The following is a 17583-nucleotide window of genomic DNA, read 5'->3' as shown; positions in this document are numbered from 1 at the left end:
GTTTTGGCTAATCCGACAGGATCAGCCGGTCGCCGCGCACGGAAAATCCGTTCAAGGTGTTGAGGAAATTCATGCCGAGAAGGCTGCCATCCATGCGCCCATCCTGCGCCACCATGGCCCGGATATTGCGCCGCGTAATGGCACCGATCCTGATCTCATCCAATGTGACAATCGCCGCTGTGGTTGAGCCGTTGGCTGTCATGATCGGCGTTCGGTAGGACAGCTTATCCGGATCGAGCCCGGCGCGCTTTGCGTCATCATAGGACAGCACAATGGATGAGGCTCCCGTATCAACCATGAAGCCTATCGACGTGTTGTTTACCGAGCCATTGACCTCGAAATGACCGCTTTCAGCCTTGGCCAGGGTAACGGTTACAGCGCCATCGCCATCGCGGGCGGAAATCGGACTGCCGGGAATGAGGCCAGCCGTGATGCGGTGACCAACATCCTGCAATTCGTAGCGATATTGATACCCCGCAACCAGTGCGAGCAAAATGATCAGCCACACGGCCATGTTGCGCAGGAAGTGGCTGAGCGGAATGCCGGAACCGAGAAGACCAGCGGCGAGCACGATGCCCCAGATGCTCATATAGGCAAAGCGCGCAAATTGATCATTGGCAAGGCCAAGCGTCGTGCCGCTGCCATTGTTGGCAATAAGGAGCAATACTGTTCCGGCCATGAGTGCAATGATTATCCAGAACAGCCGTGGCATCAGATACCCTGTTCTTTCTCGCGCGCCATACGGCCTCTGCGCGTTTCACGGCGCGGGCGGCGTTCAATGGCTTCCATGCGGGCGGGGAGGCCAGCCATGACGGTGCGGCGTGTTTCAGGCGTCATCACCGACCAGGCACCGATTTCCTCACGCGTGCGCCCGCAACCGAAGCAGTAGCCGGTTTTCATATCGATGGCGCAGACGAGAATGCAGGGTGACTCGATGGTGCTCATATCCCAAATTTGGTGCGGTTAGAGTGTTATGACAAGCCCGAGCAAAAGGGAATTCGTCGCCAGTTGCTGCATAGCGCCCAATGTATCCCCGGTTTGCCCACCTATTTTCTCGCGGCATAGGGCTGAAAACCCATAAAAGACCAATGCGGTCAGACATGCGGGAACAATCACGGCAAAAGGTCCTCCGGCTGCGCCATAGGCGATAGCAAACACAACCGCGCCGATGATGAGGGCAAAATTGGCGGCATTCGCCGTTGGCGTGCCCGCCCGGTCGGCGACGCCGCCTTCACGCGCGGAAGGGAGTGTCTGCCAGAATTTGACCAGAACCGCGCGGCTTGCCGCTTCGGTTCCGGCGAGAATGGCGATGGAAGCAGCGGGGCTGAGCTCGGAAAGAATATCCATATAGAAGGCGATGCGCATGAGAACCGAGATGATCAGGGCAAGTGTTCCATAGGAGCCGATGGCCGAATCCTTCATGATTTCAAGCCGCCGCTCGCTGGTTTTGCCGCCATAAAAGCCATCGGCCACGTCGGCAAGGCCATCCTCATGCAGCGCACCGGTGACGATGATCGACGTGGTCACCACAAGCAATGCCGTGACGAATTCAGGCAAATCGAGCACTGAGCCCGCAAGGATCACAATCGCCGAGGGCAGGGCGATCAGAATACCAGCCAGCGGAAAGCCGCGCACCGTGTCGTGCAGCGCCCCCTCATATCCGTCGAACCATTGCGGCGAAACCGGCCAGCGCGACAAAAAGGCCAGCGCACGTATCGTTTCCTTGACCAGATCCATGACATGTTCCCATTGGGCGAAGGGCGCGACATTCAATGCCGTCCGATGGCCTTTGCCTTTTCTTCGCCAAAGCTTATAGGACGTGCATTGATAATTTGCCATGAAGACCTGGTTGCAAGGAATATCATGACCACTGGCCTGCCATTTGACGATTTCCGCACTCTGATTGAAACCCTGCCCGGACCGGATGAAGCCGCTGTTGCTGCCGTGCGCAAGCGCGATTCGACCTTGACCAAGCCACCAGGCGCCTTGGGGCGTATGGAAGAGATTGTCGAATGGCTGGCCGCATGGACCGGTCGTTCGCGTCCGCAGATAACGCGGCCACTGGTTGCCGTCTTTGCCGGTAATCATGGCGTGACCGCCAAGGGCGTTTCGCCCTATCCGTCATCGGTCACGGCACAGATGGTGGAGAATTTTGCCGCTGGCGGCGCAGCCATCAACCAGATTTGCATCGCCAATGATCTTGGCCTGAAAATTTTTGATCTCGCACTGGAATATCCGACCGCTGATATCACCGAAGAAGCGGCGATGGATGAAAAGACCTGCGCTGCCACCATGGCGTTTGGTATGGAATCCATTGCCGGTGGCACGGATCTTTTGTGCATTGGCGAGATGGGGATTGGTAATACGACCATTGCTGCGGCGATTTTCCATGGCCTTTATGGCGGAACAGCCGAGGAGTGGGTCGGTCCCGGCACCGGCGCAACCGGCGATGGCTTGACGCGCAAGGCCGATGCCGTGCGCACCGCCGTGGCATTGCACGCTTCGCATTTGAAAGACCCGCTGGAGCTGCTGCGCCGTCTGGGCGGGCGCGAGATTGCTGCCATGGTCGGCGCCATTCTAGCCACCCGTGTGGAAAAAATCCCGGTTATTATCGACGGCTATGTGGCAACTTCAGCTGCTGCAATCCTGCATGCGGCCAATCCTGAAGCCATCGACCATTGCCTGTTCGGCCATGTGTCAGCTGAGCCCGGCCATCGCAAGGCACTGGAAAAGCTTGGTAAAAAGCCATTGCTTGATCTTGGCATGCGGCTCGGCGAGGGCACCGGTGCAGCGCTTGCCGCCGGTATCGTCAAGGCGGCTGCGCTTTGCCACAGCGGCATGGCAACATTCGATCAGGCCGGTGTCAGCAACCGCGATTAGCGGCTGGCATCTGATCTGACCATTCAGCTTCTTGCTGGTCAGCTTTCAGGGGTGCGCTGGAACTTGCAGCCTTGACCCTGCATCGGAATGAACCCGGTGCAGGACGGCTGAAATAGACAGGCATTTTGCCCTGACGAGGAGTTTTTGACAGTGAAGACAGTCGAACTCCTCGGGGATTTGTCCTTGGTAAGTGAAGCATGACGTGCGGAATGTGACCATATGCAGGGTACCGCAATGGCTGCATTCGACTAGTTGTGTGGCGATCTGATGTGGCATGACCAAAACCCATCGTTTCCGGGGCTGGCGAGGTCTATCCCCGCCAGCCTGTTGATTTTGCGTTTCCCCCTTAGAACCGTACCGTTAGATCAGCCTTGACGGCATTGTCGCGGGTTTGTTGCGAGAACTGGCCGGTATAGCTGAGGCCAAGCGTGGTTGCCTTGCCGATACCAAAGTCCAGCCCGGCCTCGACGAGGGCTGTATCTGATGCGATGGGCAATCCATGGACCGGAAAAGCCTGACCGCCACTGGCAAAGGCCAATGAGGCTTCCGGTGTGGTATCGCCAAAGGCATGCCGCCAGCCCGCCATGCCGCGCGCGGTGAGTGCGGTCGCCTCGCTCAAGACGAAGCGATGTGAGGCCCTGAGACCAAGGGTTGTGGTGGTCAGGTCAGTTGTATCAGATTGACCTGACAGGGCAGTCTTGCCACCTGTCTCGGTAAAGCCATCGGTTTTCAGATGCGTATAGGCKGCTGCGGCAAAGGGTTCGAGGGCGGCATAGGYCGTATCGATCCGGTAGGCGGCTTCACCGAACAGCTGCACTGTGTTGGCCGAATAGTCTGCGGTGTTGCTGTCGCCGAGGGCTTTACGGCGCGTATCAATCTGATGATGRGCAAGGCTGGTGCCAAGGCTYAAAGTCAGTGCATCAAATCTGGTGCCGCCATAGACACCGACCTGATAGCTGTCGGCTGAGGCATGACCACGCGCCGTGTTGACAGACGTRTTGCCATAACCGGCCAAGAGACCAAAGCGCCAYGTATCGGCAATCACCCCGTCAAACCCGGTSACGAASCCGCCAGTATTGCGGCTATAGGCGGATGCATTGCTTGTCCCATCCGCATGGCTGCGTGAGCCRTAGGCTTCACCCCAAAAGGCMGTGGTGGGAACAGCTGGCAGCAGCGGGACAAAGGCTTCGCCTGCGGCTTTGCTGCCCTTCTTYGYATCAGGACCATAGGCCAGAGCCGGCGCTGATGTTTTGCCACCTGCCATATTGCCAAAGGCGGCACGGATGCGATTGGCAGCCGCATCGCGCACGAAGCGGCTATCCTCAACAAGCACAGCTTGCAGCGAGGCATGCACTTCGCCTGACAGGGCGTCAAAATGCTCCGGCAGGTTCTCGGCGAGGGTTGTAACGGCAATGGTGTCATAAAGCGGATTGCTCGCCCCAAGGCTTTCAACGCCTGTTGCTGCTGCCTTCTGGTTTCTTGTCTGGCCAGCATCGGCAAAGGCAACACCATTGCGGGCAAGGCTGACTTTGACATCACCGGGTGCATAGGCAAGCGAAGCGCCGATGAAGTAATAATCCGGCGTGGCTGCCTCGAACCTGCCGGTTACACCCTTTTCTGCGGTCAGAACCGTATAGGTCTTGCCGAGCAGAGCCAGTGTTTCAGCGGGAGAAAGCGGTGCCTTGCTGTTCTCCGGTGCAACGATGAGCACACCGCCGAGCAGGGTTGCCTTGCCTTTCACCTCGAGACGGTCGCTGCGCCCATCGGCAGCAACCTGAATGGTCAGGCCCGTCGCTTTATCAAAGGTTGCAGGCCCAGCCACATGCAATGTGCCGATGGAATTGCCCGGAGACACCATACCGCCCGCATGCACCGCCAAGCCGCCCACCGTGCCAATGCCGCCAAGCTCACCGCCCGCATTGACTGACACAATGGAAGCAATGCTGCCATCCACAGCGAGCAAGCCGCCATTAATCGATGTTTCGCCGGTATAGGTATTTGTTCCGGCGAGGCGCAGAGTCCCGCCAAAGACTTCAAGCTTACCGCTTCCGCTGATCTGCTTACGCATCACCCATTCGTTTGAACGATAATAGGCGAGGGTACCATTATTGACGATATTGCCTGCTACACTTCCCGTCGTCCCGCCAAGACCCAGCTGCACGACACCCTCGTCAATCGTGGTTCCGCCTCGATAGCTATTGGTTCCCGCTAATGCCAACGCGCCTTTGCCGAGTTTGGTCAGTCCGCCGGGGCCGTTAATATCGTTGGTCCAAGCGTCGGCGACACACCATGTATTTGGACATGACTCGCTGGTAACTCCAGGAATGTTCACCCGGAAATCATAATATTCGAAGGCCGCATCTTCGGTGTCTTGCTCTTCATTTGGATGGAGATCTGTCAGTTGCAGAGAAAATGCCTTTTCAGAATAACTCTTGGCCTCGGCGTCCTTGTGTTGCGCCTCATCAGACTTACCCGCATTTCTCAGCGCGTTTGCTGTATTTTTGGTCTCGTAGGAAAGATCCGCCCAATAATCGGCTTTAGCGACAATCGGGTTGTATTTTTCCGCTGCCCGCTTTTCGATTTCCGTGAGGGTGGGATCGTAAGATGCCTTGAGTTGCCAGAATTTTGCCGGGCCGCTCATTGCTTTGGCAAGATCAATTGACCCCCACCCGTACACACGATCAATACCGGGGGCGCCTACATCTTTGGCCGTCGAAAGCAGCGTATCACGCACTTGAGTATTGGTCAGATAAGGAAAACGAGATTTGATAACCGCCTCGGCAGCATTTGCGGTTGGAGTTGCCATGGATGTGCCGAACATCATGACATAATTGGCTTTCAGGTTTTGACGTTTGGCCTCGTCGCTGGCGTCATCAGGAGCAGTCGTCTTAACGCCTGTGCTGAATATCCTGTAGTAATCGGACAGTATCTGACGATTTTCAACATTGCTGTAGAGATATTTTTTCCCTGGTCCGGGCAGATAGGTTTCTATGTCCACGCCCTCCGGTACAGATGGAGTCGCCATCGTGTAGGAATTGGGCGATGCTTCATATGTGCCGCCTGCCGCACCCACACAGTAATATTTGGATGTTCCGCAAATGGCTGAATAGTGCGATATCTTTTCATCGCTGTTCAGCATGACAATATTGAGGAAATTCTTTTCAACCGCATGAAAGCGTTGCACATCCTCAATGGCATACTGGGAATTAGCTGCCCTTGCCGCCATGATCGATGGAAGCATGCTGTATCCATAGGTCGTGTGACTTCCCCGAAAGAGGCGCGGCCTCGCATTGTTGTGATTATATTCGTATGAGGCTGAATAATATCGATCATTGCCAGCAGAAAAAACAACGGTGGTTCCAGCCCCCGCAATTTCTGCCATTGTCTTCATGCGTTTCCGACTAACAGCAGAATCGAGCTTTCGAGCTGAGTATTCATTATCATCAATGACATTAAAAATATCAGGCCCATGTCCGGCTTGACGTTTTTGCCCATCAATGTCGACGTTAATAATCTGCCGGTAATCGCCTTTTCGGAAATCCCATCCCCAGCTATTGCTTAGCGCGACAACACCGGAGTTAACGATGGCGTCCTTGGCTCCCGGTTCCCCAAGATCTGGTCTCTTATTATTACCAACATAAAGCGTTGCATCAAAAGCACCGCCATGCATACCGATACCGYCGCGGTTTGCGGCGATGATTCCACCAACATGCGTCCCGTGATCGTCAATTTTGTTCTCATCGCGATCCACACCCGGAATATCACCATCGAGAAATGGTGCGCCGAATTTGACAACATTCTGACGCTTGGCAAACTCAAAATGTTTCGCCCACGTGCCGCTATCAAGCACACCGACTTTCACTCCCTGTCCAGTAGCTCCCGCCGCATAGGCGGCATCAAATCCATTGGTTTTTAGACCCCAATTGGCGAGAAATTCTGGAGTTCGCCAACTTGCCCTCGCTGCATTGGCATCGCTGGTCTTGCTGCCATCGGCGTTGAAATACTTGCTCGGGACCTGCTGCGCATGCGCACTCGAACCGGCAGCGGTGATGATCAACCCGGCACAAACGCCGCTCATCAAATGCTTGCGGAAGGTGGAAAGGCGAATAGTCCGTGCGGAAAAGCCCGCATCTGTGGCGTGAAAAGACATGAAATATGGTTCCCGTTATAAATTTTTTTAAAAATGTAAAATCAGAAAAAACAATGAATATCGGCTAATAAATTTGCAAATGTGCGCGATAGTCAAGCGCTAAATAAGTGTGAGGCGATTTTTGAACGGATCGGTGGATTTGCCGGCACTTTTGATAAGGGCCGGCAAAGCCATAGCCAGTTAGAATTCCTTGCCGATCTTGGCATCAACCGAATAATTGCTGGCGCCGCGGATGACGAAGAAGAACAGGATTGCCGCCCAGAGGATGGATTTTTCCGAGCCATCCCAGCCCTGACCCTTTGCGACCCAGTGGAAATAGACGGTGACGAGAAGGACGATGGTGGTGGCGAAGGCGGCCGGGCGGGTCAGGAGCCCAAGGACCAGCAGAATGCCGCCGAAGAATTCTGTCGCGGCGAGAAGCGGCGACCAGAACACGCCGGGATAAAAGCCCAGCCCCTCGACCATTTCGATGGCGCCGAACGGATTGGCGATCTTGCCGGAGCCGTGCAGGACCAGCGCGCCCCCGGCGATGACCCGCAGCAGTGTTTCAGAAAATTGTGCCAGAGCAGTGTAGATGCCGCCAAGAGCAGGAATGATAAGCGGACGGTTGTTGCCATTTGCGTTCATAAAATTTCCCCATGTGAACGTGTTGCACATGGCAGCAATGGACAGGTGCTAAATAACGAGCAAATAACAATAAATTGAAGTTGAGTTTTTCAGGCAACTTTTTGACGTTTTGCGACTTTTACTGCCGATTCAGCTGATGGCAGGATACGGGCGCGGGGGAAGGTGGCCAGTGCTTCCGTGCCTTCGCGCAGTTTTGAGAACAGGTGAAACTCACCATCATGCATGTGGACGAGGGCCTGCACGATGGGAAGACCAAGGCCGGTGCCCTGTTCGGCATTTTTGATGGCGATCGAGCCTTGGCCGAAGGTGGAGAGCACAATGGGGATTTCCTCCGGCGGAATACCGGGGCCATTGTCGCGCACGGAGACATATTGCCCGCCGCCCGCTGTCCAGCCGACCTTGACGTCGATGCGGCCGTTCTGCGGGGTGAATTTCACCGCATTGGCGAGGAGATTAAGAATGATCTGGCGGATTGACCGCTCATCGGCGCGCAGCCGCCACAAGCCGGTTTCGAATTGGGGAACGACCCGGATACTCTTGTTGCGGGCTTTCAAATCCATCATGTGGATGCATTCATCGGCAATATCGCTGAGAAGCAGGGGCTCCTCATTGATGGAATAACGCCCGGCTTCGATACGGCTCAGATCGAGAATTTCATTGATCAGATTGAGCAGATGATCGCCGGATGCATGGATATCACCTGCGTATTCGCGGTAGGTGGCGTTTTGCATGGGCCCGAGCACTTCCTTGGCCATGACTTCGGAAAAGCCAAGGATGGCGTTGAGTGGCGTACGCAGTTCGTGGCTCATGGAGGCGAGGAAGCGTGATTTGGCGAGATTGGCTTCCTCGGCGCGGCGGCGGCCTTCGTCGGACATGGCATTGGCGGTTTCAAGCTCGGCAATCAGCGCGTCTTTCTCCGCCTGCAGGGCGAGGGACACGGAAACTGAGCGATTGAGACGCGTGGCGACGAGATAGAAGAACGCCAGCCCGGCAAAAAGCATGATCACCATCGTTGCCTGTATCGGACTTTGCAGATGGCTCGTGGCAAGAATTGTATAGGTGATTACAGGCAGGGTGAACGCAGCAAGGATGGCAGCGCGCAAGGCCGAGCAGATGATGGCGGTGATGGCCATGGCGAGGATCAGCACAACCGCCTGAATGACCGGGAAAAGGCTGATGCCACAGGTGGAACAGCCCAAAAAGGAGAAATAGGCCCAGCCCATGCTGGTGAGGAAATGACCACCGAGATAGATGACCTGCCAGTTCTTGACCTGTTCATCGTTGATGCCGATTTTATCCAGATGGCGGGCGAGAAGGCCGAGAACAGCATAAAGGCCGATTGTGATGGTTGCCCAGACGACCATCTCCCGGCCAAACCCTGCGAAAACACCGGCCACTGCAATCATCGCAATGAAAAGCGGAAGCGTGGCTGCGTTCACGATCAAGGCGCGGGTGTGCATGAACAGCAATTCGCGCTCGAAATGCTTGACGCCCGCATGTTCCATCAGGCGATCACGGGCGCGGCGCACGACAACAGACAAATCCTTGTTGCGCGGCGGTTTGCGCCGGTCAACAATGTTTTTGTCTGCATTTGCCGCGTCGAGTAATGCCATGCGCCTTGTTCCAGATCGTCGTTTGTCTGCTCATTTGGCAGCATTGCATCGCAAGCCTATGGATAAATGATTAAAAGACTTCAAACCTGCCGGGAGAATCAATCTTGATGGACGTATTCTTGCGATGAGTGGACGCTTCCGGGGATACCATCAGCAACGTCAGGCACGGCCACCGCGTTCTTTCGCGCGGAAACTCGTGGATTTTATCCTGATGCTGGTTTTCTTTGCTCTGGTTGCGCTTCTGGCGGCGCGGTTGTCCATTCCGCGCGATGAGCAGGAGATAACCGGCAAGGCCTATGTCATCGATGGTGATACGATTGTCTTGACGGGCAAACATATCCGCCTCAAGGGCATCGACGCGCCTGAGCTTGCGCAGCGTTGCGGCGAGGTGCCTGCGGATTACCCCTGCGGGCAGGTGGCACGGCGGGCGCTGGACAAGCTGATCAGCGGCAGGGCCGTGCGGTGCGAGATAACAGGACAGGACAAGTATAAGCGCGAGCTTGGCACCTGTTTTGCCAGTGAAACCAATCTCAACAGCATGATGGTCGAGGCGGGGCAGGCGACATCCTATGGCGCCTATTATGACGAGGAAATGCGGGCGAAGGTGGAACGAAAAGGCCTGTGGGCGGGTTCCTTTGACAGGCCGCAGGATTGGCGAAAAGTGCATGAAGGCAGCGTGGAAACATCGCCCTCGCTATTGGACTGGTTGTTCGATGCTATCAATAGCGCCTATGATTGGGTGTATCAGAAATTGGGAGAGTTTTGGTGAAACTATATGATGGAGGACGCGCGCCAAATCCGCGCCGTGCGAGGATTTTTCTGGCAGAAAAGGGCATTGAGGTGCCGCTTGTGCCTGTTGATATGGGGGCGATGGGACATCGCTGTGCCGAAATCACTGCACTCAATCCCTTGCAGCGTCTGCCTGTGCTGGAACTTGATGATGGCACTGTGATTGCGGAGTCGGTGGCTATCTCCCGCTATTTTGAGGAACTTTATCCGGAGCCTGCTTTGTTCGGTCGGGGTGCGCTTGGCAAGGCTTTGGTGGAGATGTGGCAGCGACGGGTGGAGTTTAACCTCCTTGCTACGGTTGCTTCCGCCTTCCGGCACATTCATCCGGCCATGGTCGAGTGGGAGGTGCCGCAAATTCCTGAATGGGGCGAGGCAAACAAGCCAAAGGCCATCGCCTTTCTGGATGTTCTGGACAAGCAGCTTGAGACCAATGCGTTCATCGCGGGCGATGAATATTCCATCGCGGATATTACAGCGCTCGTGGCGATCGATTTCTTCAAGCCCGCCCGGATTCAGCTGCCCGATTATGTCACGCATGTGAGGCGCTGGTACGAGGCGGTATCAAACCGGCCAAGCGCCAAGGCGTGAACGTGCCAGAGATCGCMCCCCTGTCATCGCAGATCAAGGCGTGTCGCCTGTGCCGTGATGCGCCGCGCTATCTGCCGCCTTTGCCGCATGAGCCCAATCCTGTCTGCGTGATGTCGCAGAGCGCGCGTATCGTCATTTGCGGACAGGCACCGGGCATTCGTGTTCACAATACCGGCCTGCCGTTCAACGATCCGTCGGGGGACCGGCTGCGCGAGTGGCTCGGGGTTAACAGGGATCAGTTCTACGATCCGCATAAATTCGCCATTGTGCCGATGGGATTCTGCTTTCCCGGCTATGATGCGCATGGCGGGGATTTGCCGCCGCGTAAAGAGTGCCGCGAGACGTGGCATGATCAGGTTTTTGCCGCCATGCCGCAGGTCGAGTTGATCCTGACAATCGGCCAATATGCGCAGGCCTATCACCTCGGCAAGCATCGCCGGGCCAGCGTGACGGAAACGGTTTTTCACTGGCAGGATTATTTCAACCCTGCGTCGGGGCCTTCCATTTTAGCGCTGCCGCATCCGTCCTGGCGCAATAGCGGGTGGTTGCGGAAGAATCCATGGTTCGGAGAGAACGTTCTTCCTGTGCTGCGGGAGAAGGTCAAGATTCTAATTTGATCGCTTTCCGGACGAAATTTTTTCGAAGTTTATAAAGTTTAGAATAATTTTCTTGTACGATGGTCGAATAACGGACCATAAAGTATCCCATTCCAAGGGGATTGAATGTCATGGACAGACTCGACCGAAAAATTCTTCGCCTCCTGCAGGAGGATGCAACGCTCGCGGTGGCTGATGTCGCCAAGAAAGTGGGGCTGTCGACGACGCCTTGCTGGCGCCGCATCCAGAAACTGGAGGAAGATGGCGTAATCCAGCGCCGTGTTGCCATTCTTGATCCGGTGCGCGTGAATACGCGGGTGACGGTGTTCGTATCGATCCGCACCGGTGCGCATAACAATGAATGGCTGAAGCGCTTTTCCGAAGTGGTTCAGGAGTTCCCGGAAGTGGTCGAGTTCTACCGCATGAGCGGCGATGTTGACTATCTCCTGCGCGTTGTTGTGCCTGATATTGCCGCTTACGATGCGGTCTACAAGCGCCTGATCGCCAAGATCGACATTCGCGATGTGTCATCGGCCTTCGCCATGGAGCAGATCAAATACACGACTGAGCTGCCGCTTGATTATATGAGCATTGAAAAGGAATCGGGCTGATATCATCAGCCCGACCCTTCACGGCTGGGTTATTTCTCCAGCCGTGCCAACAGGGATGATGTGTCCCAGCGTTTTCCACCCATGTTCTGCACCTGTTTGTAAAACTGGTCGACAAGGGCAGTGACCGGCAGCTGTGCGCCGTTGCGGTCAGCCTCATCGAGGCAGATACCGAGATCCTTGCGCATCCAGTCCACGGCAAAGCCGAAATCATACTTTCCGGCATTCATGGTCTTGTGGCGGTTTTCCATCTGCCAGGAGCCCGCAGCGCCCTTGGAAATGACTTCAATGACCTTCTCAATATCAAGGCCAGCCTTCTTGCCGAAATGAATGCCTTCGGCAAGCCCCTGCACCAGTCCGGCAATGCAGATCTGGTTGATCATTTTGGTCAACTGACCGGCGCCAACGGGCCCCATCAGGCCGACCATCTTGGCGAAGGATTCGATAACAGGTTTTGCCTTGTCGAAGGCTTCCGATTCGCCGCCAACCATGACTGTGAGAACGCCATTTTCGGCACCGGCCTGACCACCTGAGACTGGCGCATCAAGAAAATGAAAGCCGCGCTTGCTTGCTTCTGCACCGAGTTCACGTGCCACTTCTGCCGATGCGGTGGTGTGATCGATGAAAATCGAGCCCTTTTTCATCGCATGAAAAGCACCATTTTCGCCAATGGTAACAGCGCGCAAATCATCATCATTACCGACGCAGGAGAAGACGAAATCCTTGTCCGCAGCGGCTTCTGCGGGGGTTGGTGCGTGTTTGCCCTGAAACTGTTCAGCCCACTTCTTTGCCTTTTCGCCATTGCGGTTGAAGACGGTGACGTCATGGCCCCCGCGGGTCTTCAGATGACCCGCCATCGGGTAACCCATAATACCAAGACCAATAAATGTGACTGTTGCCATTCCGTAATTTCCTCTGTCAGATAGGCTATGTGTTCGAAGATTTGCGGGAGAGGTTAGGACAATGCGGCGGATCATCAAAGGCCTATTGTGGATAGTTTTCTCGCTCATCCCTATCGCTCTCATCGCAGCGGGGGTTGGTTATGTCTGGCTCGCACGTTCAGTAACACCGGCGACGGGCGAAATGGTGCTGGCCGACCTTTCCGCACCTGTGACCGTGACGCGCGACAAGAATGCTGTTCCGCATATTGTCGGCAACAATGTCGATGATGTCCTGACGGCGCTCGGCTTTGTCCATGCGCAGGAGCGCCTGTGGCAGATGGAAGTCACACGCATGGCCGGGCAGGGCCGCTTGTCGGAAATGTTCGGTGACAAAACTGTCTCTACGGACCGTTTTTTGCGTTCGCTCGGCGTTTATGAATCTGCTGTTGCATCAGCTGCAGCACTTGCCCCGGAGGATCGCAAGCATGTTGACGCCTATGTGCGCGGCATCAACGCGTTCATCAACAGCAGCGGGCGTTCCTTCGCGTCTAAATATTCGCCGGAGTTTGTCGTTCTTGGCTACAAGCCGGATGAATGGACCGCAGCAGATGTCATCGTGACATTGAAGATGATGTCGGTGACGCTGGCGGCGAATATCGATCAGGAAGTAAATCGTCTGAAATTCGCCCGGCTTGGTATGACGGATGCGGAAATATCAGACCTGTTGCCGCCGGTTACTGATGATGCACCGCCGCCCATGCCTGATCTGAAGCAACTGCTTGGTTTGCCCAGCGGCACCATCAAGACCGGCGCGCTGGAAGCCGAAGAGCAATTTGCCTCGCTCAATGCAATCATGTCGACGGGTGCTTCGAACAACTGGGTCGTAGGCGGTGCGAGAACGGAAACGGGCAAGCCAATCCTTGCCAATGATCCGCATCTGGGGTTGGGCGCACCTGCCGTGTGGTATCTGGCACATCTTGAAGTGAAAAATGCTGATGGCACGAGCCGGAATCTCGTCGGCGTGACACTTCCCGGTGCGCCGCTGGTGCTGCTTGGACGTAATGACCGGGTAGCATGGGGGTTCACCAACACGGGTTCCGACGTTCAGGACATTTTTATCGAGCGCATCAATCCGGCCAATCCGGATGAATATCAGGCACCTGAGGGTTTTGCGCCTTTCCAGAAGCAGCCGGTGACGATCAAGGTCAAAGGCGCCAGTGATGTGACTTTCGACCGGAAGGTCACGCGGCATGGTCCGGTGCTGCCCGCCGATTATCGTGGTCTCGATCACTATCTGCCCGAGAATACGGTTGCCGCACTGTCGTGGACCGCACTTGCATCCGATGACAAAACCATATCTGCCGGTTTGAAACTCTGGGATTTTGCCAATGTCACCGATTTCCAGAACGGAATGCGCGATTTCGTGACGCCGATGCAGTCGATGGTTATTGCGGATGTTGATGGCAATATTGGTCTGATTGCCCCGGGCCGGGTGCCCGTCCGCGATCCGGCCAACCAGATCATGGGCCGCGCACCATCCCCCGGTTGGGACGCAACCTATGACTGGAAGGGGTATATCCCCTATGAGGAACTGCCGCGTGCTTATAATCCTGCTGGCAATGTCATAGGCACTGCCAACACCAAGATGGTTGATGCGACCTATCCGCATTTCCTGACATTTGATTGGGACGAGACATGGCGGATGGACCGGATCAAATCGCTTGTTTATGGCGCAAACCAGCAATCAATGGAAACCAACCGGAAGGCACAGGGCGATGCCTATTCCAATGCCTATGCGGCGCTTGGTCCGGTTATGCTGAAACTCATCGAGGGGCGCAAGGATGTGGATCAGGCAGCTTTCAAGCAACTGAGCCAATGGGACTATGTGGAAGACCGCAGCAAGATCGAGCCGTTGCTGTTCAATGCATGGCTGCGCTTGGCGACCAAGCGCATTGTCGAGGATGACCTTGGCGAGGCTTTCCCGGCCTTTTGGCAGGGCCGGGTATCAGCCATGCTACGCTGGGTCGGACCCAATCCGGCACGCAACTGGTGTGATGACGGGCGCACGCCAGAAAAGGAAAGCTGCGGCGACGTGCTTGCTCTGGCACTCGGCGATGCGCTGAAGGATCTGGATGGACGCCTTGGCACAGACCGTTCGAAATGGAACTGGGGCGCCGTGCACTATGCCTATGGCGCACACCGGCCTTTTGCGCAGGTCAGCCCGCTTGACCGGATTTTCAACGTGGACGTTCCGGCATCGGGCGGGGCATTCACGCTTGACCGGGCAAAGTCGCTGTTTACGGATGAAAGCAATCCATACCGCGCGGTGCATGGCAGCAGCTATCGCGGATTGTTCGATCTGGCTGATCTCAACCGGTCGACCTATATCCAGACAACAGGACAATCCGGCAATGTGTTTTCGGCCAATTACCGCGACTTTGCGCAGAAATGGGCCGATACACAGGCGATTACGATCTCGACGGACGAGAAAGTGTATCAGGATGGTCTGCTCGGCATCTGGCGGTTGAAGCCGCAATAGGCCTAGGTGAGAGGTGTCATAACCGCTTTTTGATAGGCAGGACGGGTTTTGAGACGTTCATACCATGCCAGCAAATGCGGATGATCGGGGCGCTTGATCGGCATTTCAAACCACGCATAGACGAAGCAGCCAAGCGGAATGTCGCCAATGCCGAAGGTCTTGCCGGAGAGATAAGGCTGGGATGCAAGCGCTGCGTCAGCAATGGCAAACATCTCGCCGCAAGCTGCAAGGCCCTTTTCCTTGGCCGCATGGTCCTGCTGATCGGGTGCAAGGCGCACCGTGTTCCAGAACACATCACGGAACGGACCGGCAATGCTCGCCGTTGTCCAATCCATCCACTTTTCAGCGCTGGCGCGGGCTGCGGGGTCCTCGATATACAGGCTGGATTTTCCGTATTGAGCGGCGAGATAGCGGACAATCGTGTTGCTTTCCCATAGCGCAAGGCCATTGTCTTCAATCGTTGGGACGCGGCTGTTGGGGTTTATGGCGCGATACGCCGGGTCGGTGACGATGCCATGGGCACCGCCAGCCGGAATGTTCTCATAGGGGATCGCAAGCTCTTCGGCAGCCCAGAGTGCCTTCTTGACGTTGGTCGAGTTGGCTCGACCCCAGATTTTCAGCATGGCTCACTTCTTTTCAGTTTAGCGTATCAGATGCCGGGTGATACGGCGTTCCATCCAGTCCCAGATGTGGCGTAGCACTTCTACGAGCAGGAGATAGATGATAGCGGCCCACAGATAGGCCTGGAAATCGAAAGTGCGTGAATAGGCAAGCTTTGTGTAGCCCATGAGATCGTAGACTGTGATCAGAGCCACGATGGCCGAGCCCTTGATCATCAGGATGACCTCATTGCCATAGGGGCGGAGCGCAACAATCAATGCCTGTGGCAGGATAACCTTGCGGAATGTCACGAATTTCGAGATGCCAAGCGACGCCGCGCCTTCCCATTGCCCGAGCGGCACACTCTGGATTGCGCCGCGCAATATTTCTGCCTGATAGGCTGCTGTGTTCAGGGCAAAGGCCAGAAAGCCGCAATACCAGGCTTCGCGGAAGAACCACCACAGGCCGATCGCTTCGACTTCTGTCCTGAATTCACTGATACCGTAATACATCAGGAATACCTGCGCGATCAGAGGCGTGCCGCGGAAGAAATAGACATAGGCATAGGCTATCCCAGAAGCGATCCTGTTCTTGCTCATTCGGCCAAAGGCGACGGGTATGGAAAGAACTGCCCCGAAAAGAATACCCGAGAATACGATTGTCAAAGTGGTGACGAGACCCTGCCAGTATTTGGGGCCATAGGTCTGGATGAGAACGATATCCCAGGCAAAATAGAGATCGAGGATGATCCCGATGATCAGCGCCGCCCAGACAGCGACAAGCAGGTGACCGATGATCCGCGCCTTGGTCCAGCGTTTAGGTGGCGCGGGCGGACGAGCCACCACAGCGGTGCGGGCGTTGAGGAAGCTTTCGGTCATCGCCTCACTCCACTGGCTTTGGTGCGCTTTTCAATTGCGCCGATCACGAAGGATGAGAGGATGGCGAGCACGAGATAGATCAGGCAGGCCGTGCCGTAAAACAGAAATGTATGTTTGGTGACGCGTGCTGCAACGCCGGTCTGGCGCAGGATGTCAGCAAGGCCGATGGCGGAAACAAGTGCGGTGTCCTTGAGCAGGATCATCCACAGATTGGAAAGACCGGGGAGGGCAACCCGGATCAGTTGTGGCAGGATCACTTTCCACATGGTTTGGCCATAGGAAAGGCCGATGGCATAGCCACCCTCATACTGGCCGCGCGGGATGGCGCGAAACGCCGATAGAAAGACCTCGCTTGCATAGGATGAAAAGACTGCACCCATGGCGAACATGCCGGCTAGAAACGAATTGATTTCGATGGCTCCGGAATAACCCAGCATTGCACCGAGCTTCTGAATACCGATCTGAGCACCGAAATAAACCAGAAACAGAGTGAGAAGCTCGGGCAGGCCACGGAAAATCGTGGTGTACATATTGGCCGCAAGCCTGATGGATGGTTCTTCGGCCTGTTTACCCAAGGCCACGAAAAATCCGATGAGCAGACCCACGGGCAATGTCGCAAGCGCAAGGCTGACAGTCACGAGAATGCCGCCTGCAATGCTGGTGCCCCAGCCGCCTTCACCGAATCCCAACAACGCAATTGAGCCCATAGGCTTCTTTCATTCTTTTGCAGGTCATTCCCCAGTGCTCGATTTTCGAGCAGACCTGTCATTTTTGAATTCAAAGATCAGAAATGGTTGGCGGAATATCTCCGCCAACCATCATTGGTCAATTCTA

16 protein-coding genes are annotated in these 17583 nt (G+C 55.7%); 6 read left to right on the top strand and 10 right to left on the bottom strand.

All coding sequences use genetic code 11. The features are described 5' to 3' along the window. Nucleotides 1–7: 7 nt before the first annotated feature. Genes AB4Y96_RS19135 through cobS form a run of 3 tightly spaced genes read right to left on the bottom strand, consistent with a single transcriptional unit; the run spans nucleotide 8 to nucleotide 1737 of the window. Complete coding sequence (locus tag AB4Y96_RS19135; RefSeq protein ID WP_091877664.1) at nucleotides 8–712, bottom strand: retropepsin-like aspartic protease family protein; 705 nt, start codon at nucleotides 710–712, stop codon at nucleotides 8–10. Beyond that, on the bottom strand, nucleotides 712–945 hold the full coding sequence (locus tag AB4Y96_RS19130) for a DUF1289 domain-containing protein (RefSeq protein ID WP_091877663.1): 234 nt from the start codon (nucleotides 943–945) through the stop codon (nucleotides 712–714). The genes AB4Y96_RS19135 and AB4Y96_RS19130 overlap by 1 nt, the downstream gene beginning before the upstream one ends. 18 nt (nucleotides 946–963) lie before the next feature. Beyond that, nucleotides 964–1737: an adenosylcobinamide-GDP ribazoletransferase gene (cobS, locus tag AB4Y96_RS19125; protein WP_441919150.1), complete on the bottom strand. Its 774-nt coding sequence runs from the start codon at nucleotides 1735–1737 to the stop codon at nucleotides 964–966. A 123-nt stretch (nucleotides 1738–1860) separates the two neighbouring features. Between cobS and cobT the strand changes: the two genes are divergently transcribed. Continuing rightward, entirely contained in the window at nucleotides 1861–2880 is a 1020-nt protein-coding gene (gene cobT, locus AB4Y96_RS19120) for a nicotinate-nucleotide--dimethylbenzimidazole phosphoribosyltransferase (RefSeq protein ID WP_091878441.1), read from the top strand. Between the two features lie 346 nt (nucleotides 2881–3226). Here cobT and AB4Y96_RS19115 read toward each other — a convergent pair whose 3' ends face one another. From AB4Y96_RS19115 to AB4Y96_RS19105, 3 genes are all read right to left on the bottom strand, one after another. Further along, on the bottom strand, nucleotides 3227–7030 hold the full coding sequence (locus AB4Y96_RS19115) for an autotransporter domain-containing protein (protein WP_441919148.1): 3804 nt from the start codon (nucleotides 7028–7030) through the stop codon (nucleotides 3227–3229). Between the two features lie 180 nt (nucleotides 7031–7210). Then, a complete protein-coding gene (locus tag AB4Y96_RS19110; protein WP_441919146.1) occupies nucleotides 7211–7657 on the bottom strand; it encodes a DoxX family protein in 447 nt (148 codons plus the stop codon). A gap of 89 nt (nucleotides 7658–7746) precedes the next feature. Next, entirely contained in the window at nucleotides 7747–9270 is a 1524-nt protein-coding gene (locus AB4Y96_RS19105) for a sensor histidine kinase (protein WP_441919144.1), read from the bottom strand. Between the two features lie 124 nt (nucleotides 9271–9394). On the opposite strand from AB4Y96_RS19105, the gene AB4Y96_RS19100 reads away from it, so the two are divergent. The 4 genes from AB4Y96_RS19100 (at nucleotide 9395) to AB4Y96_RS19085 (ending at nucleotide 11854) form a co-directional block, all read left to right on the top strand. Further along, nucleotides 9395–10039 (top strand): thermonuclease family protein, encoded by a 645-nt coding sequence (locus AB4Y96_RS19100; RefSeq protein WP_441919142.1) that lies wholly within the window; start codon nucleotides 9395–9397, stop codon nucleotides 10037–10039. Continuing rightward, nucleotides 10036–10647, top strand: coding sequence for a glutathione S-transferase (locus tag AB4Y96_RS19095; RefSeq protein WP_091877657.1), 612 nt, complete (start codon nucleotides 10036–10038; stop codon nucleotides 10645–10647). Before AB4Y96_RS19100 ends, AB4Y96_RS19095 begins: the two co-directional genes overlap by 4 nt. Nucleotides 10648–10649: 2 nt before the next feature. Next, nucleotides 10650–11264: a uracil-DNA glycosylase family protein gene (locus AB4Y96_RS19090; RefSeq protein WP_441919140.1), complete on the top strand. Its 615-nt coding sequence runs from the start codon at nucleotides 10650–10652 to the stop codon at nucleotides 11262–11264. Between the two features lie 110 nt (nucleotides 11265–11374). Beyond that, nucleotides 11375–11854, top strand: coding sequence for an Lrp/AsnC family transcriptional regulator (locus tag AB4Y96_RS19085; protein ID WP_091877656.1), 480 nt, complete (start codon nucleotides 11375–11377; stop codon nucleotides 11852–11854). 29 nt (nucleotides 11855–11883) lie between these two features. Here the strand turns inward: AB4Y96_RS19085 and AB4Y96_RS19080 are convergent, their stop codons facing one another. Continuing rightward, nucleotides 11884–12753: an NAD(P)-dependent oxidoreductase gene (locus tag AB4Y96_RS19080; RefSeq protein ID WP_441919138.1), complete on the bottom strand. Its 870-nt coding sequence runs from the start codon at nucleotides 12751–12753 to the stop codon at nucleotides 11884–11886. Nucleotides 12754–12814: 61 nt separating this feature from the next. On the opposite strand from AB4Y96_RS19080, the gene AB4Y96_RS19075 reads away from it, so the two are divergent. Continuing rightward, entirely contained in the window at nucleotides 12815–15271 is a 2457-nt protein-coding gene (locus AB4Y96_RS19075; RefSeq protein ID WP_441919136.1) for a penicillin acylase family protein, read from the top strand. A gap of 2 nt (nucleotides 15272–15273) precedes the next feature. On the opposite strand, the gene AB4Y96_RS19070 is transcribed toward AB4Y96_RS19075, so the two are convergent. The 3 genes from AB4Y96_RS19070 to AB4Y96_RS19060 are packed head-to-tail and all read right to left on the bottom strand — an operon-like array spanning nucleotide 15274 to nucleotide 17456. Next, the gene (locus tag AB4Y96_RS19070) at nucleotides 15274–15894 is read right to left on the bottom strand and encodes a glutathione S-transferase family protein (protein WP_441919134.1); all 621 of its coding nucleotides are present in this window, start codon (nucleotides 15892–15894) and stop codon (nucleotides 15274–15276) included. 18 nt (nucleotides 15895–15912) lie between these two features. Beyond that, nucleotides 15913–16749, bottom strand: a complete 837-nt coding sequence (locus AB4Y96_RS19065; protein WP_091877652.1) for an ABC transporter permease — start codon at nucleotides 16747–16749, stop codon at nucleotides 15913–15915. Next, a complete protein-coding gene (locus AB4Y96_RS19060) occupies nucleotides 16746–17456 on the bottom strand; it encodes an ABC transporter permease (RefSeq protein WP_441919132.1) in 711 nt (236 codons plus the stop codon). The genes AB4Y96_RS19065 and AB4Y96_RS19060 overlap by 4 nt, the downstream gene beginning before the upstream one ends. Nucleotides 17457–17583: the final 127 nt, after the last annotated feature.

Source organism: Phyllobacterium sp. TAF24 (genome assembly GCF_052113785.1).
Classification (GTDB): Bacteria; Pseudomonadota; Alphaproteobacteria; order Rhizobiales; family Rhizobiaceae; genus Phyllobacterium.
This window is presented reverse-complemented; position numbering and strand designations above follow the sequence as displayed.